Here is a 20068-nt window from a genome sequence, read left to right on the forward strand (position 1 = left end):
AGACCTTCTCGCGGTGATACTCCGACAGGCCGCTCGAATCTCATCCGGAGGGGACATGAAGGTTAACATCGAAATCGACTGTACCCCCCTCGAAGCCCGTCAGTTCTTCGGTCTGCCTGACGTGGCGCCGATGCAGACCGCCGTCATGGACAAGCTGCAGCAGCAGGTGCTCAGCAATATTGAGAAGGTCTCGCCGGAATCGCTGATCCAGAGCTGGTTCACCTTCGATCCCAAAATCGCCGAGCGGTTTCAGGACATGTTCGTCGCGATGGCAGGCCTCGGCGGCACGCGCAGCGGCGACAAGAAAAAATAGTGTCGCCCGGGCCGGACGGGGCGCTGCAAGAAGGCCGGCTTCGTCCGCCGGGTCTCGGCCTGCTGCTCGCCGAGGCCCGTGGGCTATTCGAGTTGAATGCGAGCCTCTTGCTGTCGCCGCTCCTGATGCGGGCGCCGCGGGGCGATGGCCATCCGGTGCTGGCGCTGCCGGGCTTTCTCGCCAGCGACCTCTCGATGGTGCCGATACGGCGCTACCTCAGCGAGCTCGGTTATGCGGCGCATGCCTGGCGGATGGGCCGCAATCTCGGCGGGCTCGGGCGCATGCGGGATTCGCTGCGCATGCGCTTGGCCGAAATCCATGCCGCCACGGGACGCAAGGTCAGCCTGGTCGGGTGGAGTCTCGGCGGCGTCTATGCCCGCGATCTCGCGCTTTGGGCGCCGGACAAGGTCCGCTACGTCGTCACGCTCGGCAGCCCTTTTGCCAACGATGTGCGGGCGACCAACGCGACACGGCTCTATGAGACGTTATCCGGCGAGAAGGTGGAGGACTTTGCGGAAGCGCGCGAGGCGATTGCCGGCGACCTGCCGGTGCCGGCAACGTCGATCTATTCGCGCGCCGACGGCGTCGTGAACTGGCGGACCTGTCTGCTGCGCCCCTCCGACCGTGCCGAGAACATCGAGGTGCACCTGGCGAGCCATATTGGGCTTGGCGTGAACCCGGCGGTGCTGTGGGCCGTGGCGGATCGCCTGGCGCAACCGGAGGGAGACTTCCGGCCATTTGACCGGGCGGGGCCGTTTGCCATTGCATATGCCCCGCCGGACCGGGCAGTATCGGCCTGACGAGAAGCGCCGCCAAGGCGCCCGTCGAATACTCGGGAGGGAACCATGGCTGACGGTAAGAAGCTGTCGTCGCTTGACGCGTCGTTTCTCTATCTGGAAACACCGGAGATGCCGATGCATGTCGGCAGCATGGCAATCTTCCGCCTGCCTGACGACTACAAGGGCGATTTCTTCGAAGAGTTCAAGGCGATGATCGTCTCGCGCCTGCACATCGCGCCGATTCTCAAGGCGCGGCTGGAGAAGGCGCCGCTCGACATCGATCATCCCTCCTGGGTCGAGGACGACCAGTTCGACATCGATCGCCACATCTTCCGGGCAAGCCTGCCGCAGCCGCGCGACCGCGCCACGCTCGAGCGCATCGTCGGCTGGATGCATGCCAAGCTGCTCAACCGCGCCCGTCCGCTCTGGGAGTTCTACGTGTTCGAGGGCATGAAGGACAACGAGGTCGGGCTCTATTCCAAGATGCACCATGCCGCGATCGATGGCGGCGCCGGTGCGGCGCTGACCAACATGATCTACGACATCTCGCCGATCCCGCGGAAGGTCGATCCGCCGACCGCGGGCAGCAAGCCCGGGCAGGAGCCGCGCGACATCGCCGCCAACCTGCTCGACTCCTATCAGCAGCTGTTCAGCCAGCCGCTGGAGGCTTCGCAAGCGGCGAAGAACCTGCAGCTGCCCCGCACCGGCAAGAGCGATATCGGCTCGATCCTGTTCGACAACGCTATGTACCAGATCGAGAGCGCGGTGCGCTTCGCCGGCAACATCCCGACCGTGCTCAAGAGCGTCTCCGACGTGCTCGGCAAGATCGCCGATCCGAAGTCGCGCGAGAGCCTTGCCAGCATGGTGTCGCCGCCGACCATGCTCAACAAGACGATCTCCTCAGAGCGGAGCTTTGCCGGCGTATCGATCCCGCTGTCGCGGGCGAAGGCGCTGGCCAAGCAGGCCGGCGGCAAGCTCAACGACGTGGTGCTGGCGCTCGCCTCCGGCGTCGTCCGCCGCTATCTCCTGCGATACGGCACGCTGCCGGCGAAATCCCTGACCGCAGCGGTGCCGATCTCGCTGCGGGAGGAGGGCAACACCGAGGCCAACAACCAGGTGTTCGGCATGATCTGCTCGATCGCCACCAACATCGAGGATCCCAAGGCGCGGCTGGAAGCGATCATCGCGCAATCAACCAAGTCCAAGGAGATGTCGCATCCTTTGCGGGCTTTGATGCCGCAGGTCTCCAACATCTCGATGCTGGGCGCGCCGATCATGGTGCAGATTCTGGCGCTGCTCTATAGCCGCTCGAACCTCTCCGACGTGCTGCCGCCCGCGGCCAACATCACCGTGTCCAACGTGCCCGGGCCACGGCAGACGCTCTATGCCGCCGGTGCCGAGCTCTTGCACATCTTCCCGGTGTCTATCTCGACCCACGGGCAGGCACTCAACATCACCGTGCAGAGCTATCGCGACCAGCTCGATTTCGGCTTTATCGTCGGTGCCAACATCATCCCGCATGTGCAGGTGATGTGCGACATGCTGCCTGAGGAATTCGCCGCGCTGGAGGCGGCGTACACGCCGCCGGCCGCTGATGTCAAGGGCGCCGCCGAGTAAGGACTTTGCAATGATTGAAATGCCGCCGCTCAAGTTCGCGACGACGAACGGAATCCGCATGGGCTATTACGAGGCGGGCCCGTCCGATGACAAACCGCCGGTCGTGCTGTGCCACGGCTGGCCGGAGCTCGCATTCTCCTGGCGTCACCAGATCAAGGCACTAAGCGAGGCCGGCATCCGCGTAGTCGCGCCCGACCAGCGTGGCTACGGCGCGACCGACCGGCCCGAGCCGGTCGAAGCCTATGACATGGAGCACCTGACCGGCGATCTCGTCGGTCTGCTCGATCATCTCGGGATCAACAAGGCGATCTTCGTCGGCCACGACTGGGGCGGCTTCGTCGTCTGGCAGATGCCGCTGCGGCATCCCACGCGCGTCGCCGGAGTCGTCGGCGTCAACACCCCGCATTGGGACCGCATGCCGATCGACCCGATCGCGCTGTTCCGCCAGCGTTACGGCGACCAGATGTACATCGTCCAGTTCCAGGATCCCGCGCGCGAGCCGGACAAGATCTTCGGCAGCCGCGTCGAGCAGACCTTCGACGCCTTCATGCGCAAGCCGCTGGCAAAGCCGGCAGCGAAACCGGACGAGCCGCCGATCGCGGGTGTCGGCGCCTCGTCGAAGACCAACCTGGCTTTCCCGCAGATGATTGCGGCGTACGACGCCAAGGTCGATCCGCGCACGCCGATCCTGTCGGCTGATGAGAAGAAGGTGTTCGTCGACACCTTCACGAAGACCGGCTTCACCGGCGGCATCAACTGGTACCGCAACTTCACCCGCAACTGGGAGCGCGCCGAGGGGCTGGACCACCACATCCACGTGCCCTCGTTGATGATCATGGCGGAGAATGATGCCGTGCTGCCGCCCTCGGCGGCCGACGGCATGGAGAAACTGATCGATGATCTCGAGAAGTATCTGGTGAAGGACAGCGGCCATTGGACGCAACAGGAGAAGCCGGAGGAGGTCAGCGCCAAGCTGATCGAGTGGCGGAGAAGGCGGTTTGGCTAGCGGTCGTCATTGGGAACGCGTCATTCCGAGGAGCCCGCGACAAATTGCCAAGCAATTTGCGCTGGCGACGAAGCAATCCAGACTGCCTCCACGGATACATTTCTGGATTGCTTCGCTTCGCTCGCAACGACGACATTGAGGCAGGGGGACTACATTTCGATGTCATCCAAGAACCGTCTGGACCCGATTCCGCAGCCGCCGACCAAGCCAGTGGTCGGCAATATGCTGTCGCTGGACGCGGCCGCTCCCGTGCAGCACCTGACGCGGCTTGCCAAGGAGCTCGGTCCGATCTTCTGGCTTGACATGATGGGCTCGCCGATCGTCGTCGTCTCCGGCCACGATCTCGTCGACGAGCTCTCCGACGAGAAGCGGTTCGACAAGACGGTGCGCGGCGCGCTGCGGCGCGTGCGTGCGGTCGGCGGCGACGGCCTCTTCACCGCCGACACCCGTGAGCCGAACTGGAGCAAGGCGCACAACATCCTGCTGCAGCCTTTCGGCAACCGCGCCATGCAGTCCTATCACCCGAGCATGGTCGACATCGCCGAGCAGCTCGTCCAGAAATGGGAGCGGCTCAACGCCGACGACGAGATCGACGTCGTCCACGACATGACCGCGCTGACGCTGGATACGATCGGCCTGTGCGGCTTCGAGTACCGCTTCAACTCGTTCTACCGGCGCGACTACCATCCTTTCGTCGAGTCACTGGTACGATCGCTCGAAACCATCATGATGACGCGCGGCCTGCCGTTCGAGCAGCTCTGGATGCAGAAGCGGCGCAAGACGCTGGCCCAAGACGTCGCCTTCATGAACAAGATGGTCGACGAGATCATCGCCGAGCGGCGCAAGAGCGCGGAAGGCATCGACGACAAGAAGGACATGCTCGCCGCGATGATGACCGGCGTCGACCGTTCCACCGGCGAGCAGCTCGACGACGTCAATATCCGCTACCAGATCAACACCTTCCTGATCGCAGGGCACGAGACCACCAGCGGCCTGTTGTCCTACACGCTGTACGCGCTGCTCAAGCACCCGGAGATTCTCAAGAAGGCCTATGACGAGGTCGACCGGGTCTTCGGCCCCGACGTCAACGCCAAGCCGACCTATCAGCAGGTGACGCAGCTCACCTACATCACGCAGATCCTCAAGGAGTCGTTGCGGTTGTGGCCGCCGGCGCCGGCCTATGGCATCTCGCCGCTGAACGACGAGACCATCGGCGGCGGCAAGTACAAGCTCAGGAAAGGAACGTTCGTCACCATTCTGGTGACGGCGCTGCATCGTGATCCAAGCGTGTGGGGTCCCAATCCCGACGCGTTCGACCCCGAGAATTTCAGCCGCGAGGCGGAGGCAAAACGGCCGATCAATGCCTGGAAGCCGTTCGGCAACGGCCAGCGCGCCTGCATCGGCCGCGGCTTCGCCATGCATGAAGCAGCGCTCGCACTCGGCATGATCCTGCAGCGCTTCAAGCTGATCGACCACCAGCGCTACCAGATGCATCTGAAGGAGACGCTGACGATCAAGCCGGAAGGCTTCAAGATCAAGGTGCGGCCGCGTGCCGACCGCGAGCGCGGCGCCTATGGCGGGCCAGTTGCGGCTGCGTCCTCGGCACCAAAGGCGCAGCGTCAGCCCACCACGCGGCCCGGCCACAACACGCCGATGCTGGTGCTCTACGGCTCCAATCTCGGCACCGCCGAGGAGCTCGCAACGCGCATGGCCGATCTTGCCGAGATCAACGGTTTTGCCGTGCATCTCGGCCCGCTCGACGACTATGTCGGCAAGCTGCCGCAGGAGGGCGGGGTGCTGATCATCTGCGCCTCCTATAACGGCGCGCCGCCGGACAATGCGACGCAGTTCGTCAAATGGCTCGGTGAGGATCTGCCGAAGGATGTCTTCGCCGGTGTGCGCTACGCCGTGTTCGGCTGCGGCAACAGCGACTGGGCCGCGACCTATCAATCGGTGCCGCGCTTCATCGACGAGCAATTGTCGAAGCATGGTGCGCGCGCGGTCTATCCGCGCGGCGAGGGCGATGCCCGCAGCGATCTCGACGGCCAGTTCCAGAAATGGTTCCCCGCCGCCGCGCAAGTCGCGACCAAGGAGTTCGGCATCGACTGGAATTTCACCCGCACCGCCGAGGACGATCCGCTCTATGCAATCGAGCCGGTCGCGGTGACCGCCGTCAACACCATCGTCGCCCAGGGCGGCGCAGTGGCGATGAAGGTGCTGGTCAATGACGAGCTCCAGAACAAGTCCGGCGCGAATGCTTCCGAGCGCTCGACGCGCCACATCGAGGTGCAGCTACCGGCCAACCTCAGCTACCGCGTCGGCGATCACCTCAGCGTCGTTCCGCGCAACGATCCTACGCTGGTTGATTCGGTTGCCCGCCGCTTCGGCTTTTTGCCGGCCGATCAGATCAGGCTTCAGGTGGCCGAAGGCCGGCGCGCGCAATTGCCGGTCGGCGCGGCCGTGTCGGTTGGCCGCCTGCTCAGCGAGTTCGTCGAGCTGCAGCAGGTCGCGACGCGCAAGCAGATCCAGATCATGGCCGAGCACACCCGCTGTCCCGTCACCAAGCCGAAGCTGCTGGCCTTCGTCGGCGAGGAGGCGGAGCCGCTCGAGCGCTATCGCAGTGAGATCCTCGCCAAGCGCAAATCGGTTTTCGACCTGCTGCTCGAATATCCGGCTTGCGAACTGCCGTTCCACGTCTATCTCGAAATGCTGTCGCTGCTGGCGCCGCGCTATTACTCGATCTCGTCCTCGCCGTCGGTCGACCCCGCGCGTTGCAGCGTCACGGTCGGCGTGGTCGAAGGTCCGGCTGCCTCCGGCCGCGGCACCTACAAGGGCATCTGCTCGAACTATCTCGCCAACCGGCGGGCGGGCGATACGATCTACGCAACCGTGCGCGAGACCAAGGCGGGCTTCCGCCTGCCGGATGATCCATCCGTGCCGATCATCATGATCGGCCCGGGCACCGGACTTGCGCCGTTCCGCGGCTTCCTCCAGGAGCGCGCGGCGCGCAAGGCGAAGGGAGCCACCCTCGGTCCATCCATGCTGTTCTTCGGCTGCCGCCATCCCGACCAGGATTTTCTCTACGCGGAGGAGCTGAAGGCGATGGCGGCGAGCGGCATCACCGAGCTGTTCACGGGGTTCTCGCGCGCGGACGGGCCGAAGACCTATGTGCAGCATGTGCTCGCGGCGCAGAAGGACAAAGTCTGGCCGCTGATCGAGCAGGGCGCGATCGTCTATGTTTGCGGCGATGGCGCGAAGATGGAGCCGGACGTAAAGGCCGCGCTCGTCGCGATCCATAGCGAGAAGAGCGGCAGCGATGCTGCGGCAGGCGCGCGCTGGATCGAGGAGATGGGCGCGAACAACCGCTATGTGCTGGACGTCTGGGCGGGAGCGTAGCCGCAGATCGTGGGGTGGGTTAGCCCCGCGGATTGCGCGAAGCGCAAACCGCTAGGCGTAACCCACCAATTCTGTCCGAGCGGTGGGTTTCGCCTTCGGCTAACCCACCCTACAATCCTGTTCGTGCTAAAGCATTCCCATGATTCCCTGGGAAAAGATCGACACCGCCAAGATCCCCGGTTCCGACGAGGAGCTCCGCCTGATGCGGCGGGGCAAGGAGTTCTCCATCAAGCTCGGCACCAACGAGCTGATGAACAGCCGCCTGTCGGGGTCGGAAGCGGCGCTGGCAACCCTTGCCGCGAAGCAGATCGAGAAAGTCGCAAAGCCCGTCGTTCTCATCGGCGGTCTCGGCATGGGTTTTACGCTACGCGCGGCGCTGGCCGTGCTCGGAGCCCAGGCGAAGATCGTGGTCTCCGAGTTGGTGCCGTCGGTCGTCGCCTGGGCGCGAGGCCCGATGGCCGAGGTCTTCGGCGATAGCCTCGATGATGCCAGGGTGAGCATTCGCGAGATCGATGTCGGTGAAATCATCCGGGCGAAGCGTTCGGCCTTCGACGCCATCCTGCTCGACGTCGACAACGGGCCCGAAGGGCTGACCCGGAAGGGCAATGACGCGCTCTACGATGCGAGCGGGCTGCAGGTTGCGAAGACGGCGCTGCGGGCGGGAGGCGTGCTGGCCGTCTGGTCGTCGGGACCCAATCCGCCGTTCACAGGGCGCCTCAAGCGCGCCGGCTTCGACGTCAACGAAGTCAACGTTCGCGCCACCGGCAGAGGCGGCGGCGCGCGCCACGTGATCTGGATCGCGCGGAAAGGCGCGCCTCGAGGCTAGAACATCGTGTTGCCGTTCGCCGGGTTTTCAGGAATCTCCTGAATGACGTCCCAATGCTCGACGATCTTGCCGTTCTCCAGCTTGAAGATGTCGACGATCGCGCGGCCCCTGGTGCCGGGCTCGCGAACGGAGTGGACGTGCAGGATGACGAAGTCGCCCTCCGCGAAGCTGCGCTTGATCTCGCTGCGCGAGTTCGGAAACTTCTCGCGCAGGAAGCCGATGAACTTCCGGAAGCCCTCCGGCCCGTCGGGAGCGGTTGGATTGTGCTGGACGTAACGGTTGCCGACATAGGCGAGGGCGGCGTCGGCGTCCTTCTGATTGAGGCCCTTCTCATAGAAGGCCAGCACAGTTTGGCGGTTGGCTTCTTCCTGCGCGCTGGCCGCCATCGCGGCGCCGCCGGCGAGAGACAACATGAGAATGGAAGCGGCCATTGCCGCCGATCGAATGATGAAGTGCATGTGAGCTCCGAGAGGCCGCAGCCTCTGTCTGGCGTCTGAGACGGTCTGTATAGCCTTCATCGGAACCCGCGTTAAGACAGGCACCGGCTGCTCACATGGTCACCTGGAGGAGACCGGCCGGCCTAGGCCGCCTGCGCCGCCGCGCCATGCGCGTGCTTGTCGATCGCGTCGATGATCTCCGGCCAGAAGCGCATGGGCAGCGCGTGGCCCATGCCCTCGATCATCAGCAGCTTTGCGTTCGGGATCGACGCGGCCGTGTCCTTGCCGCCTTCGGGGCGGACCAACGGATCGACGGTGCCGTGGATCACGAGCGTCGGAGCCTTCACGGCGTGCAGCCGTTCCTTGCGGCTGCCGGAGGCAAGCACGGCGCGGAGCTGACGGCCGACGCCGGCCGGATTGAGCCCGCGCGCGAACACCCGCTCGGCGCGGCCGGGGTCGAGCGCTTCCTCTTCCGGGAAATGCCCGGCGCGCAGCACCTTCCAGGTCTGGCCATAGCGGACGATGAACTCCTCCTTGCTGCGCGGCGGCGGTGCCATCAGCACCGCGGCGGCCTCGCGCGTCGGCGGCGGCACGCGCGGATTGCCCGTCGTCGACATGATCGAGGTCAGCGAGCGCACGCGGTGCGGAAACGACAGCGTCACCTCCTGCGCGATCATGCCGCCCATGGACGCCCCGACGAGATGCGCCGACTTAATGCCGAGCGCATCCATCAGCCCGACCGTGTCCTTTGCCATGTCGATCAGCTTGTAGGTCGCGGCCACCGGGATGCGCAAGAAGCGCAGCTTCAGCAGCTCGAACGGCGTCAGCCGCTTGCCGCCGGTGAGATGGCTCGACTTGCCGATGTCGCGATTGTCGAAGCGGATCACGCGGAAGCCGCGTGCGGCGAGCTGCTCGCAGAATGCATCGTCCCAATGGATCATCTGCGCCCCGAGGCCCATGATCAGCAGCAGCGGCTCGGCATTGTCGTTGCCGAAGATCTCGTAGCAGATATCGATGCCGTTGGCGCGGACGGTCTGGGGCGGTTGATGGGCGGTCACGGGTTCCTCCTGCTGACCGATGCTGTATCGCACGGTTTCATTTCACGAAGAAGCCGCGTCTCCGACGTTGCGTCGGTTGCTTGCCGGTTGACCGGCACCGCGCAACGGTGTGGTATGGCGGGACAAGAAGGGTGCAAAGCCCTCCGCATTGGGAGGACGCCGATGACCGACAAGATCACTGATCCGGTCGCCTTGTGGCAGAAGATGGTTGGCGAAATGGAGAAGGGTTTCAACTCCTTCGCGACCAAGGCGATGGAGACGCCCGAATTCTCGCAGGCCATGAACCGCGCCGGCGGCGTTGCTGCAGGTGCTCAGAAGCAATTCGGCGATCTCATGGAGAGGTACCTGATCTCGATGAACCTGCCGAGCCGCGAGCAGATGACCGGCATTGCGGAACGGCTCCAGTCGATCGAAGGCCAGCTCGGCGAGATCAAGTCGATGCTGAGCCAGATGTCGGCCACGTCGGGCGCGCCGCAACCCGGCGCCGCGCCGCGGCCACCGCGAACCAAGCGTCCGCCGTCCGAAGGCGGAGACCAAAAATGAACGCGCCGGCGGGACTTGATCTTGCCTCGATCCCGGAGCGCATCCAGTCCGAGGTGCAGCGCGCGATTCAGCGCAGCATCAAGGGCGTCGAATATTTCTCGACCTCGGGCCCCTCGCTCGGCTCTACGCCAAAGGACGTGCTGCACTCGCGCGGCACCATGAGCCTCTATCACTACCGGCCGATGTCGGACGAGATCTACCGCGTGCCGGTGCTGATCGTAATGGCAACCACCAATCGCGGCTACATCCTCGACCTCGTGCCCGGCCAGAGCTTCATCGAGTTCCTGCTGAAACGCGGCTACGACGTCTACATGCTGGACTGGAGCGCGCCGAGGCCGGAGGAGAAGAGCCTGCGCATGGAGGACTATGTCCTCGACTTCATTCCGGACTGCGTCCGCCGCGTGCAAGCCGATTCCGGCGAGCAGGACGTCTCCGTCATCGGCTATTGCTTTGGCGGCGTGCTGTCGCTGCTCTACGGCTCGATCCACAAGGACGGGCCAATGAAGAACCTGATCTGCTTCACCACGCCGATCGACTTCCGGGAGATGAAGCTGTTCTCGAACTTCTCCGACCGCCGCTATTTCGACGTCGACCACCTCGTCGACAGCGTCGGCAACGTGCCGCCGGAGATGATCCTGTCCTCGTTCGAGATGCTGCGGCCGGCCTCGCGCACGGTGAGCCAGATCCAGCTCTGGGAAAACATCTGGAACGACGAGTTCGTGAAGTCGTACCGCATGTTCGACCGCTGGGCGACCGACACGCTGCCGCTCGCCGGCGAATATTTCCGCACCATCACCAAGGACCTGATGTGGGATAACAGGCTGTTCAACGGCACCATGTCGGTCGGCGGCCGTGCGGCCAGGCTCGAGAACATCACGGTGCCGATCCTGCATGCGGTCGCCGAGCACGATCACATCGTGCCCTATGAGGCCGCCAAGCACCTGATCGCCAAGATCGGCTCGACCGACAAGGAAGAGGTGATCCTGAAGGGCGGTCACGTCTCGCTCGTCGCCGGCGCCAACGCGGTGAAGCGGCTGTGGCCGAAACTGGATTCCTGGCTGGGAAAGAGATCGACATGAGCGAGCAGCGTTCCTATCCGCGCGACGTCAAGACCGACGCGGGCGCTATCGAGATCCGCCTGATGTCGCCCGCAGACGAGGCCGCGGTGCTGGCCTTCGGCAAGGGCCTGCCGACCCACGACTTGTTGTTCCTGCCGCGCAACATCAGCGAGCCGAAGGTGCTGTCGGCCTGGGTCAAGGAAATCGAGCGCGGAGCTATTCAGAGCCTGCTCGCGGTGAGAGAGGGCAGGGTCGTTGGTTGCGGCACGCTGGTGCGCGATCCCCATTCCTGGTCGCCTCATGTCGGTGAGATCCGGATGGTGGTTTCGCCCGAGGTCCGCGGCAAGGGCGTGGGCAAAGCGCTGTCGCAGGAGACTTTTGCGCTGGCGCTCGGAGCGGGCCTGGAAAAGCTCTCGGTCCAGATGACGGTGGATCAGCAGGCGGCGATCGCCCTGTTCGAGAGCCTCGGCTTCAAGGCCGAGGCCCTGCTGCGGGACCATGTCCGGGACGTCGACGGCAAGACCCACGACATCGTCGTGCTCGGCCATAACATCGCGCAGGTCCAGGCTCAGATGGAGGCCTACGGCCTGCCTGGCGCCGTGCAGCACTAAGCAGGAGGCGTCCGACATTGGGTCCGGATCGGAACCCATTCACGTGCCCCCATGGCTACGGAAGCATCACGATGTCTCTCGTGAGAGTTGTTCACAATCTCGTGATATCGCACTGCAATATCAATATTGCGATGCACAATTAACCGTGCCATATAGGTCGTGCCCCGGGCCAATGCGGACGGGGTGAGCCCATAGCTCAAACCATTGAGGATGGAGAGAACCCCATGACCACTGAAACCAACACCGCTTTCGAGGGCTTCAAGGACGCTTTCAAGAACATCCAGAACCTGGAAGTTCCCGAGGCCGCCCGCGAATTCGTCAAGAAGACTGCCAATACCGCCAAGGACCGTGCTGCCGAGGTGTTTGCTGGCTCCGAGCGCGTGACCGCCGCCGTCGAGAACGCGGTGACCGAGTCCATCACCGAGGCCGGCAAGATCAGCCGCAACATCCAGCAGGCGATCTACGAGGACGCCGAGGCGTTCTTCTCGGGCATCGACAAGCTCGCGTCCGCCAAGTCGGTCAGCGAAGCCGTCGAGATCCAGTCGAGCCTGCTCCGCTCCCGCGGCGAAGTGTTCGTCTCGCGCGCCAAGGCGACCGCCGACTATCTCGGCAAGCTCGCCGCCAACGGTGCGAAGTCCGCTCAGGACAATTTCGCCAAGGTCTACAGCAAGACCGCCTGATCTGGCGCCTGAGCACAAACTGAATTTGAGGCCCGCTTCGGCGGGCCTTTGTTTTTGCGCCGCCGTCATTGCGAGGAGCTCGCGACAAAATTGCGTAGCAATTTTGCGCTGATGCGACGAACAATCCAAAGTCTTTGAACGATTCTGGATCGCTTCGCTCGCAATGACGAGTACTGTGATGCAGTCATGGACTCATCTGTCACCTTTTCCTTCGACGCCCCCGGCGATGCCGCACGAGCGGCCGAGCTGCGCCGCGTCAAGGCGCTGGCGACTTTGGTGCTGGCCGCGACGCTGGCACTGTTCGTCGTCGCGAAATGGCTTCTGCCCGTGCATCCCGTGTTCGGCTTCATTGCCGCCTTCGCCGAGGCCGCGACCATCGGCGGGCTCGCCGACTGGTATGCCGTGGTGGCGCTGTTCAAGCGGCCGCTCGGCCTGCCGATCCCGCACACCGCGATCATCCAGAGCAACCAGGCCCGCATCGCCGACAAGCTCGGCGAATTCATCCAGGTGCATTTCCTCGAGGCGGGTCCAGTCGAAGCCAAGCTGAAGGAGATCGACTTCGGCTCCTTCGTCGCCGACTGGTTGCGCGACCGCAAGCGCAGCGACGACCTTGCGCGCTTTGCGCTGCGGCTGTTGCCGGAGGCCGTATCCGCAACCGAAAGCTCCGGCCTGATGACCTTCATCATCCGCCGCATGTCCTCGCAGCTCCAGGCGATCGACCTCGCGCCGCTCGCGGCCGGCACGCTGCGCGGCTTCGTCGCGGAGGGACGGCATCAGATCCTGTTCGACGATCTCCTGCGCGTGATGCACGAGACCTTGAACCAGACGGAGACGATGGCGATGATCCGCGAGAAGGTGCGCGCGGAATTGCCGACCCTGCTCAAGCTCTATCGTGCCGACAAGTTTCTGGTGAACAAGATCGTGGCCTCCGCCACCGCCTTCTTCAACGAAGTGCGCAGCGACCCCAAGCATCCGTTCCGCGGCGAGTTCGACCGCATGGTGCTGAACTTCGTCGACAGGCTCGGCACCGATCAGGCCTATATCGACCGCATCGACGGCCTGAAACGCGATCTCCTGGCGCGGCCGGAGCTCGCCGATCTCGCCCGCACCGTCTGGGCCAACACGCGCTCCTTCATCGAGCGCAGCGCGAGCGGCGAGACGCAGGTGCTGCAACATCATCTCGCCGGGATGTTCGTCTCAGCCGGCGAGGCGCTCGCCAGCGATGCCGAGTTGCGCGGCGAGATCAACAAGGGTCTCGTCACCGTGCTGCGCAGCTTCGTCGCGGACCAGAAGAGCGGCGTCTCCACCTTCATCTCCGATCAGGTCAAAGCGTGGAATATGACCCAGCTGATTTCGCTGATCGAGATCAACATCGGCCGCGACCTGCAATACATCCGCTTCAACGGCTCGTTGATTGGCGGGCTCGCCGGGCTCGCGCTCTACACCGTAGAATTCCTGCTCCGATGGTTGTGACTTTTGCGTCACGGCCGTTAGCATTAACGCGCGGACCTATTGTCGCCCCGCGTCTCTCCCGCTTGAATACCAGGAACCGGCCGCCTAGCTGATTCATGTTGCGCTGCGGAACGATCCAGAAGCCGGCGAGTTGGAATCTGTCTACGCATTTGCCGGCCTCGCCGGCCTCCTTTTCAGCGATTCTTCCTAGGGGACCATTGATGACCGCTACTGCCCAAACGCTGCGTCCGCCGTCCCGTACCTTGATGTTTCTGGAAGGACGCGCGATCCACGAGTTCGGCGCATTCCTCGGCGCGCTGCCGCTGCTGAGCCTTGCGCCGCGCGGCGATGGGCATCCGGTGCTGGTGCTGCCGGGCCTCGTGGCCTCCGACACCTCCACTGGCGCGCTGCGCACGTTTCTGAGCAGCAAGGGCTATGCAGTGGCTGGTTGGCGCCAAGGCCGCAACTACGGCCTGCGGCCCGGCGTGCAGGATGCGATGCTCGGTCAGATCCGAGAGCTCAACGACACCCACGGCCGCAAGATCAGCTTGGTCGGTTGGAGCCTCGGTGGCATCTATGCGCGCCAGCTTGCCAAGATGGTGCCGGACAGCGTGCGCCAAGTGATCACGCTTGGTAGCCCCTTTGCCGGCGATCCACGCTCGACCAACGCCTGGCGCGTCTATGAATGGGCGAGCGGCCGCAAGGCCGACGAGGTTGATCCGCGTTTCGGCGGCGAGCTTGTCGCTCCGCCGCCGGTGCCGACCACCGCCATCTTCAGCCGTACCGACGGAGTCTGCGCCTGGCAAGGCTGCATGGAGAAGACGGGCGCACAGACCGAGAGCATCGAGGTCGAGAGCAGCCATTGCGGCATGGGCCATCATCCGGCCGCCGTCTATGCCGTAGCCGATCGCCTCGCGCAGAAGGAAGGCCAGTGGCGCCCGTTCGATCGCAGCGGCTGGCGCAGCGTGGTGTATCCCGATCCGCATCGGTAGCGCTCCTCTTCACCTCTCCCTGCAAGCTGGGCGAGGTCGGATTGCATCGGAGATGCGATAGCGGGGAGAAGGAGAAGAGCCGTCGTCCCGCTCCACTGTCGCGCCTGCACCAAACGCGCTAAGGCTGCCGCATGGCGCATCCGCTCTCTCGTATCATCGACCAGCTCAAGCGCGAGCCCTCGCGCACCGGCTCCATCGTCATCACAGTGTTTGGTGATGCCATCGTGCCGCGTGGTGGCTCGGTGTGGCTCGGCACGCTGCTGGAATTCTTCGAAAGCCTCGACATCGTCAGCGGCGTGGTGCGCACCGCAATGTCGCGGCTTGCCGCCGACGGCTGGCTGACGCGCGAGAAGGTCGGTCGCAACAGTTTCTATCGCCTGGCCGACAAGGGCCGCCAGACGTTCGAGGCCGCGACGCGCCACATCTACGATCCGCCGCCGTCCGACTGGACCGGACGTTTCGAGCTGCTGCTGATCGGCAATGGCGAGGATCGCGACGCATCGCGCGAAGCGCTGCGCAATGCCGGCTTCGGCAGCCCGCTGCCGGGCGTATGGGTCGCGCCATCGGGCGTTCCGGTGCCGGATGAGGCCGCGGGCGCGATCCGCCTCGAAGTCTCGGCGGAAGACGACAGCGGCCGCCGTCTGCTCAGCGCGAGCTGGCCGCTCGATCGGACCGCCGATGCCTATCTGAAATTCATGAAGACGTTCGAGCCGCTGCGCGCCGCGATCGCGCGCGGCACGGATCTGTCCGAGGCCGACGCCTTCACCGCGCGGATCCTCTTGATCCACCATTACCGCCGCGTCGTGCTGCGCGATCCATTGCTGCCCGAGAGCCTGCTGCCGCCGGATTGGCCGGGCAGGGCGGCCCGCGAACTCTGCGGTGAGATCTATCGCGCGCTGCTTGCTCCGTCCGAACAATGGCTCGACAGCCATGGAACCAATGAAAAAGGGCCGTTGCCGGCCGCGCGAAAGCTGCTGGAACGAAGGTTCGGCGCCTGATCATTATGTTACAGAAATATCTTGCATGATGTAAATCTTGTTATATATTCTCTCCCAATAAACGGGAGGATGCGCATGTACACCCAGGCGCTGAACACGGCCGAGACCGCTGATCGCGATCTCGAGGACGCAGGCAAGGCTGCGCAATTCCAGGCCCGCATCGATGCCGAGGAGCGCATCGAGCCGAACGACTGGATGCCGGCGGCCTATCGCAAGACGCTCACCCGCCAGATCTCCCAGCACGCCCATTCTGAAATCGTCGGCATGCTACCAGAAGGCAACTGGATCACGCGCGCCCCGACCTTGCGCCGCAAGGCCGCGCTGCTCGCCAAGGTGCAGGATGAATGCGGCCACGGGCTCTATCTCTATGCCGCCGCCGAGACGCTCGGCTCCTCGCGCGAGGAGCTGGTCGACGCCATGCTCGCCGGCAAGGCCAAATATTCATCGATCTTCAACTATCCGACGCTGACCTGGGCGGACATCGGCACGATCGGCTGGCTGGTCGACGGCGCCGCGATCATGAACCAGATCCCGCTGTGCCGCTGCTCCTACGGGCCTTATGCGCGCGCGATGATCCGCGTCTGCAAGGAGGAGTCCTTCCACCAGCGCCAGGGTTACGAGATCATGGTGACGCTGTGCCGCGGCTCGGAGGAGCAGAAGGCGATGGCGCAGGACGCGCTGAACCGCTGGTGGTGGCCGGTGCTGATGATGTTCGGCCCGCCGGACGCGACGAGCCAGCACAGCGACACCTCGACGAAGTGGAAGATCAAGCGCTTCTCCAATGACGAGCTGCGCCAGAAGTTCGTCGATGCCACCGTGCCGCAGGCGCAATATCTCGGCCTCACCATTCCCGATCCCGGCATGATTCAGGACGCCGACGGCCACTGGCGCTACAGCGAGATCGACTGGACCGAGTTCAAGCAGGTGCTGGCCGGCAACGGCCCCTGCAATCGCGACCGCATCGCCGCGCGCCGCAAGGCGCACGAGGAGGGCGCCTGGGTGCGCGAGGCGGCAGCTAGCTATGCAGCCAAGCGCGCCCAGCGTCAGACCGCCCAGGCTGCCGAATAGGAGACCGATATGGCCACGCCGAACACGCCGCTGTGGGAAGTCTTCATTCGCAGCCGTAACGGGCTCGCGCACAAGCATGTTGGTTCGCTGCATGCGAGCGATGCGACCATGGCGCTGCAGGCCGCCCGCGACATCTACACCCGGCGCGGCGAGGGCCTGTCGATCTGGGTCGTGCCCTCGAGCGCGATCACCGCGAGCGATCCCGCCGAGAAGGGCATGATGTTCGAGCCGGCGGAATCCAAGATCTACCGGCACCCGACGTTCTACGAGGTGCCGGATGAAGTGGGGCACATGTGATGGTGGTCGCCAACATCCAGGTCTCCGAAACCCCGCTGGTGATCTACGCGCTGCGCCGCGCCGACGATGCGCTGATCCTCGGTCACAGGCTGTCGGAATGGTGCGGGCACGCGCCGATGCTGGAAGAGGACATGGCGCTCTCCAACATCGCGCTCGACCTGATCGGCCAGGCGCGGGAGCTCTACACCTTTGCCGCCAAGGTCGAAGGCAGGGACAACGACGAGGACAAGCTCGCTTACTTGCGTGACGTGCGGCAGTACCGCAATCTTCTCCTAGTCGAGCAGCCCAACGGCGATTTTGCCCAGACCTTGGTGCGGCAATTCTTCTATTCCGCCTTCGCCGATCTCTACTGGCGCGCGATGATGAATTCGCGCGATGCGACGCTGGCGGCGATTGCTGCGAAATCGGAGAAGGAGAGCGCGTACCATCTGCGCCATGCCTCGGAATGGATCATCCGGCTCGGCGACGGCACGGAGGAGAGTCATCGCCGGGCGCAGGCTGCGATCGACAATCTCTGGGCCTTTACCGGCGAGATGTTTGCCGTCGACGACGGCGAACGCGCTCTGATCCATGCCGGCATTGCCGTCGATCCCGCAAGCTTGCGCGGGCGCTGGCTGGCGACTCTCTCGGAGGTCACGCGTGAAGCAACGCTCGCGCTGCCGCAGAACGACTGGATGCAGCAGGGCGGTCGCTCCGGTCGTCACAGCGAGCATCTCGGCCACCTCCTGTCGGAGCTGCAATCGATGCAGCGAACTTTCCCGGGGCTGATATGGTGACGGTGACCGATGACGCCGTGCTGCGCCAGCGCGCCTGGGACGCCGCCGCAAGCGTGGTCGATCCGGAAATTCCGGTGCTGAGTATCGCCGATCTCGGCGTGCTGCGCGACGTCGTTCTCGACGGCGATCATGTCGAAGTCGCGATCACGCCGACCTATTCGGGCTGCCCGGCCATGAACATGATCGCGCTCGAAATTGAGCTCGCGCTGGAGCGCGCCGGTTTCCATCAACCGAAGGTACGAACCGTGCTGTCGCCGGCCTGGACCACGGACTGGATGAGCGAGGAAGGCCGCAAGAAGCTGCGCGCCTACGGCATCGCGCCCCCGCAAGCCGCGAGCTCGCGCCGCGCGCTGTTCGGCGCGCAGACGGTGGCGTGCCCGCAATGCGGCTCGGACAAGACCGAGCTGCTGTCCGAATTCGGCTCGACCTCCTGCAAGGCGCTCTGGCGCTGCAAGGCCTGCCGCGAACCCTTCGACTATTTCAAGTGCCATTGACCATGTCCGCAGCCGCACCGCGCTTCCATCGCCTCGCCGTCAGGGACCTCCGCCGCGAGGCCACGGACGCCGTCTCGATGACCTTTGCCATCCCCAACGAACTCGCCGGCGATTACGCCTTCACGCCCGGCCAGTATCTGACGCTGCGCGCCACGCTCGACGGCGAAGAGGTGCGCCGCTCCTATTCGATCTGCTCCGGCCCTGACGACGGCGAGATCCGTATCGCCGTCAAGAAGGTCGATGGCGGCGCATTTTCGAGCTGGGCCGCCGAAGATCTCAAATGCGGCGACGAGCTCGACGTGATGACGCCGACCGGCCGCTTCGGTCTGGTCCCGCCGACAGATCGTGCGCGCGTTCATGTCGGCTTCGCCGCCGGCTCCGGCATCACGCCGATCCTGTCGATCGTGAAGGGCGTGCTCGCGCGCGAGCCGGGCAGCCGCTTCTTTTTGTTCTACGGCAACCGCACCACCGACAACATCATGTTCCTCGAAGCGCTCGAGGAGCTCAAGGACCGCTTCATCGATCGTCTCTCGATCTTTTACGTGCTCTCCGGCGAGGAGCAGGACATTCCGATCCTGCATGGCCGGCTCGACGGCGACAAGGTGAGGGTGCTGCTCCGCGCGCTGGTGCCGGCGGCCAGCGTCGATCACGTCTTCATCTGCGGTCCTCTTGGCATGAGCGAGGACATCGAGGCGACCTGCCGCGATCTCGGCATCGCCGACGAGCGCATCCATGTCGAGCGCTTCGTTTCCGAGTTCGGCGGCAAGCCGCGGCCGAAAAAGGCGGTTGCGCCCGACGCGCCGCCGAAGGCGATCGCCTCGCTGATCATCGACGGCAAGCGCCGCGACGTGCCCGTCGCCGAGGACGAGGCCATCCTCGATGCCGCGCTGCGCGCCGGCGTCGATCTGCCCTTCGCCTGCAAGGGCGGCATGTGCTCGACCTGCCGCGCCAAGCTGGTCGAAGGCGAGGCGCCGATGGACATCAACTATTCGCTGGAACCGTGGGAGCTCGAGGCCGGTTTTGTTCTCACCTGCCAGGCCAAGCCGTCCACCGAGCGCGTCGTGGTCGATTATGATCATGTCTGATCAGGCGTTCTGCGGCTCCGCAATGCAAATGCGTCGCAATATTTGACAGTGTGAGCCAACCAGAACAACATCATGAGCAAACGTCTGGCCGGGAGAAGCACGTGAACGTGAAAGCCGCCCTGTCGTCTGAGGATATCGCCCGCGCCTGCGCCGATGCGATGTGGGCCGAGGACGATGCCTCCAAAGGTCTCGGCATGGAGATCGTCGAGATCGGCCCGGGCTTCGCGACGCTCGCCATGACGGTGCGGCCGGACATGGTCAACGGCCAGCGCATCGCCCATGGCGGCTTCATCTTCACGCTCGCCGATTCCGCCTTCGCGTTCGCCTGCAACTCGCACAATGAGCGCGTCGTGGCGGCGCAGGGCCAGATCACCTTCATCAAGCCCGGCAAGCTCGGCGATCGTCTCATCGCCAAGGCGCGGGAGATCACGCGCGGCGGCCGCTCCGGCATCTACGATGTGCGTGTCACGGTGGGCGAGGTCGTCATCGCGGAATTCCGCGGACATTCCCGCGTCATTCCCGGCAAATGGCTGCCGGCGCAAGATCAATAAAACCAAACAAAAAAGAACAGGCAATGTGGGG

21 protein-coding genes are annotated in these 20068 nt (G+C 64.5%); 19 read left to right on the plus strand and 2 right to left on the minus strand.

What is annotated here, in order from left to right:
* Positions 1-55: 55 nt before the first annotated feature.
* From I6F36_RS16065 to I6F36_RS16090, 6 genes are all read left to right on the plus strand, one after another.
* Positions 56-313, plus strand: coding sequence for a DUF6489 family protein (locus I6F36_RS16065; RefSeq protein ID WP_035710680.1), 258 nt, complete (start codon positions 56-58; stop codon positions 311-313).
* Entirely contained in the window at positions 313-1113 is an 801-nt protein-coding gene (locus I6F36_RS16070) for an alpha/beta fold hydrolase (RefSeq protein WP_225171740.1), read from the plus strand. The genes I6F36_RS16065 and I6F36_RS16070 overlap by 1 nt, the downstream gene beginning before the upstream one ends.
* Positions 1114-1158: 45 nt before the next feature.
* Positions 1159-2709, plus strand: a complete 1551-nt coding sequence (locus I6F36_RS16075) for a wax ester/triacylglycerol synthase family O-acyltransferase (RefSeq protein WP_225171741.1) — start codon at positions 1159-1161, stop codon at positions 2707-2709.
* A 10-nt stretch (positions 2710-2719) separates the two neighbouring features.
* Positions 2720-3715 (plus strand): alpha/beta fold hydrolase, encoded by a 996-nt coding sequence (locus I6F36_RS16080; RefSeq protein WP_225171742.1) that lies wholly within the window; start codon positions 2720-2722, stop codon positions 3713-3715.
* 159 nt (positions 3716-3874) lie between these two features.
* Complete coding sequence (locus tag I6F36_RS16085; RefSeq protein ID WP_225171743.1) at positions 3875-7111, plus strand: bifunctional cytochrome P450/NADPH--P450 reductase; 3237 nt, start codon at positions 3875-3877, stop codon at positions 7109-7111.
* Positions 7112-7250: 139 nt separating this feature from the next.
* Entirely contained in the window at positions 7251-7937 is a 687-nt protein-coding gene (locus I6F36_RS16090) for a spermidine synthase (protein ID WP_225152677.1), read from the plus strand.
* Here the strand turns inward: I6F36_RS16090 and I6F36_RS16095 are convergent.
* Positions 7934-8395, minus strand: a complete 462-nt coding sequence (locus I6F36_RS16095) for an ester cyclase (protein ID WP_225127369.1) — start codon at positions 8393-8395, stop codon at positions 7934-7936. The genes I6F36_RS16090 and I6F36_RS16095 overlap by 4 nt on opposite strands.
* A gap of 122 nt (positions 8396-8517) precedes the next feature.
* Positions 8518-9432 (minus strand): alpha/beta fold hydrolase, encoded by a 915-nt coding sequence (locus tag I6F36_RS16100; RefSeq protein ID WP_036004891.1) that lies wholly within the window; start codon positions 9430-9432, stop codon positions 8518-8520.
* A gap of 162 nt (positions 9433-9594) precedes the next feature.
* Between I6F36_RS16100 and I6F36_RS16105 the strand changes: the two genes are divergently transcribed.
* The 13 genes from I6F36_RS16105 to paaI all read left to right on the plus strand — a co-directional run bounded on the left by I6F36_RS16105 (position 9595) and on the right by paaI (position 20037).
* Positions 9595-9975, plus strand: coding sequence for a hypothetical protein (locus I6F36_RS16105; protein WP_036004795.1), 381 nt, complete (start codon positions 9595-9597; stop codon positions 9973-9975).
* Positions 9972-11054, plus strand: a complete 1083-nt coding sequence (locus I6F36_RS16110; protein ID WP_225152680.1) for an alpha/beta hydrolase — start codon at positions 9972-9974, stop codon at positions 11052-11054. The genes I6F36_RS16105 and I6F36_RS16110 overlap by 4 nt, the downstream gene beginning before the upstream one ends.
* Positions 11051-11644 carry a GNAT family N-acetyltransferase gene (locus tag I6F36_RS16115; RefSeq protein WP_036004801.1) on the plus strand — a complete coding sequence of 198 codons (594 nt, stop codon included), beginning with the start codon at positions 11051-11053 and terminating at the stop codon, positions 11642-11644. The genes I6F36_RS16110 and I6F36_RS16115 overlap by 4 nt, the downstream gene beginning before the upstream one ends.
* Positions 11645-11868: 224 nt before the next feature.
* The gene (locus tag I6F36_RS16120) at positions 11869-12324 is read left to right on the plus strand and encodes a phasin (protein ID WP_036004804.1); all 456 of its coding nucleotides are present in this window, start codon (positions 11869-11871) and stop codon (positions 12322-12324) included.
* Positions 12325-12510: 186 nt separating this feature from the next.
* Positions 12511-13797, plus strand: coding sequence for a DUF445 domain-containing protein (locus I6F36_RS16125; RefSeq protein ID WP_225171744.1), 1287 nt, complete (start codon positions 12511-12513; stop codon positions 13795-13797).
* 200 nt (positions 13798-13997) lie between these two features.
* Positions 13998-14768, plus strand: coding sequence for a triacylglycerol lipase (locus I6F36_RS16130; RefSeq protein ID WP_225127364.1), 771 nt, complete (start codon positions 13998-14000; stop codon positions 14766-14768).
* A gap of 131 nt (positions 14769-14899) precedes the next feature.
* Positions 14900-15766 carry a phenylacetic acid degradation operon negative regulatory protein PaaX gene (gene paaX, locus I6F36_RS16135; RefSeq protein WP_036025750.1) on the plus strand — a complete coding sequence of 289 codons (867 nt, stop codon included), beginning with the start codon at positions 14900-14902 and terminating at the stop codon, positions 15764-15766.
* 75 nt (positions 15767-15841) lie between these two features.
* On the plus strand, positions 15842-16834 hold the full coding sequence (paaA, locus tag I6F36_RS16140) for a 1,2-phenylacetyl-CoA epoxidase subunit PaaA (protein ID WP_225171745.1): 993 nt from the start codon (positions 15842-15844) through the stop codon (positions 16832-16834).
* A 9-nt stretch (positions 16835-16843) separates the two neighbouring features.
* Positions 16844-17131 carry a 1,2-phenylacetyl-CoA epoxidase subunit PaaB gene (paaB, locus tag I6F36_RS16145; protein WP_109144501.1) on the plus strand — a complete coding sequence of 96 codons (288 nt, stop codon included), beginning with the start codon at positions 16844-16846 and terminating at the stop codon, positions 17129-17131.
* Complete coding sequence (gene paaC, locus I6F36_RS16150) at positions 17131-17907, plus strand: 1,2-phenylacetyl-CoA epoxidase subunit PaaC (RefSeq protein WP_225171746.1); 777 nt, start codon at positions 17131-17133, stop codon at positions 17905-17907. Before paaB ends, paaC begins: the two co-directional genes overlap by 1 nt.
* Entirely contained in the window at positions 17901-18401 is a 501-nt protein-coding gene (gene paaD, locus I6F36_RS16155; protein WP_225171747.1) for a 1,2-phenylacetyl-CoA epoxidase subunit PaaD, read from the plus strand. The genes paaC and paaD overlap by 7 nt, the downstream gene beginning before the upstream one ends.
* A gap of 2 nt (positions 18402-18403) precedes the next feature.
* On the plus strand, positions 18404-19486 hold the full coding sequence (gene paaE / locus I6F36_RS16160) for a 1,2-phenylacetyl-CoA epoxidase subunit PaaE (protein WP_036043142.1): 1083 nt from the start codon (positions 18404-18406) through the stop codon (positions 19484-19486).
* Positions 19487-19587: 101 nt separating this feature from the next.
* Complete coding sequence (gene paaI / locus I6F36_RS16165; RefSeq protein WP_225171748.1) at positions 19588-20037, plus strand: hydroxyphenylacetyl-CoA thioesterase PaaI; 450 nt, start codon at positions 19588-19590, stop codon at positions 20035-20037.
* Positions 20038-20068 lie beyond the last annotated feature (31 nt).

The organism is Bradyrhizobium sp. BRP19 (assembly GCF_020194195.1).
Lineage (GTDB): Bacteria > Pseudomonadota > Alphaproteobacteria > Rhizobiales > Xanthobacteraceae > Bradyrhizobium > Bradyrhizobium yuanmingense.

What these genes read in the sequence shown, in the direction of transcription:
- I6F36_RS16065 (WP_035710680.1), top strand. Translation starts at nt 56, where the DNA reads ATGAAGGTTAACATCGAAATCGACTGTACCCCCCTCGAAGCCCGTCAG.
- I6F36_RS16075 (WP_225171741.1), top strand. Translation starts at nt 1,159, where the DNA reads ATGGCTGACGGTAAGAAGCTGTCGTCGCTTGACGCGTCGTTTCTCTAT.
- I6F36_RS16080 (WP_225171742.1), top strand. Translation starts at nt 2,720, where the DNA reads ATGATTGAAATGCCGCCGCTCAAGTTCGCGACGACGAACGGAATCCGC.
- I6F36_RS16085 (WP_225171743.1), top strand. Translation starts at nt 3,875, where the DNA reads ATGTCATCCAAGAACCGTCTGGACCCGATTCCGCAGCCGCCGACCAAG.
- I6F36_RS16090 (WP_225152677.1), top strand. Translation starts at nt 7,251, where the DNA reads ATGATTCCCTGGGAAAAGATCGACACCGCCAAGATCCCCGGTTCCGAC.
- I6F36_RS16095 (WP_225127369.1), bottom strand. Translation starts at nt 8,395, where the DNA reads ATGCACTTCATCATTCGATCGGCGGCAATGGCCGCTTCCATTCTCATG.
- I6F36_RS16105 (WP_036004795.1), top strand. Translation starts at nt 9,595, where the DNA reads ATGACCGACAAGATCACTGATCCGGTCGCCTTGTGGCAGAAGATGGTT.
- I6F36_RS16110 (WP_225152680.1), top strand. Translation starts at nt 9,972, where the DNA reads ATGAACGCGCCGGCGGGACTTGATCTTGCCTCGATCCCGGAGCGCATC.
- I6F36_RS16115 (WP_036004801.1), top strand. Translation starts at nt 11,051, where the DNA reads ATGAGCGAGCAGCGTTCCTATCCGCGCGACGTCAAGACCGACGCGGGC.
- I6F36_RS16120 (WP_036004804.1), top strand. Translation starts at nt 11,869, where the DNA reads ATGACCACTGAAACCAACACCGCTTTCGAGGGCTTCAAGGACGCTTTC.
- I6F36_RS16125 (WP_225171744.1), top strand. Translation starts at nt 12,511, where the DNA reads ATGGACTCATCTGTCACCTTTTCCTTCGACGCCCCCGGCGATGCCGCA.
- I6F36_RS16130 (WP_225127364.1), top strand. Translation starts at nt 13,998, where the DNA reads ATGACCGCTACTGCCCAAACGCTGCGTCCGCCGTCCCGTACCTTGATG.
- paaX (WP_036025750.1), top strand. Translation starts at nt 14,900, where the DNA reads ATGGCGCATCCGCTCTCTCGTATCATCGACCAGCTCAAGCGCGAGCCC.
- paaA (WP_225171745.1), top strand. Translation starts at nt 15,842, where the DNA reads ATGTACACCCAGGCGCTGAACACGGCCGAGACCGCTGATCGCGATCTC.
- paaB (WP_109144501.1), top strand. Translation starts at nt 16,844, where the DNA reads ATGGCCACGCCGAACACGCCGCTGTGGGAAGTCTTCATTCGCAGCCGT.
- paaC (WP_225171746.1), top strand. Translation starts at nt 17,131, where the DNA reads ATGGTGGTCGCCAACATCCAGGTCTCCGAAACCCCGCTGGTGATCTAC.
- paaD (WP_225171747.1), top strand. Translation starts at nt 17,901, where the DNA reads ATGGTGACGGTGACCGATGACGCCGTGCTGCGCCAGCGCGCCTGGGAC.
- paaE (WP_036043142.1), top strand. Translation starts at nt 18,404, where the DNA reads ATGTCCGCAGCCGCACCGCGCTTCCATCGCCTCGCCGTCAGGGACCTC.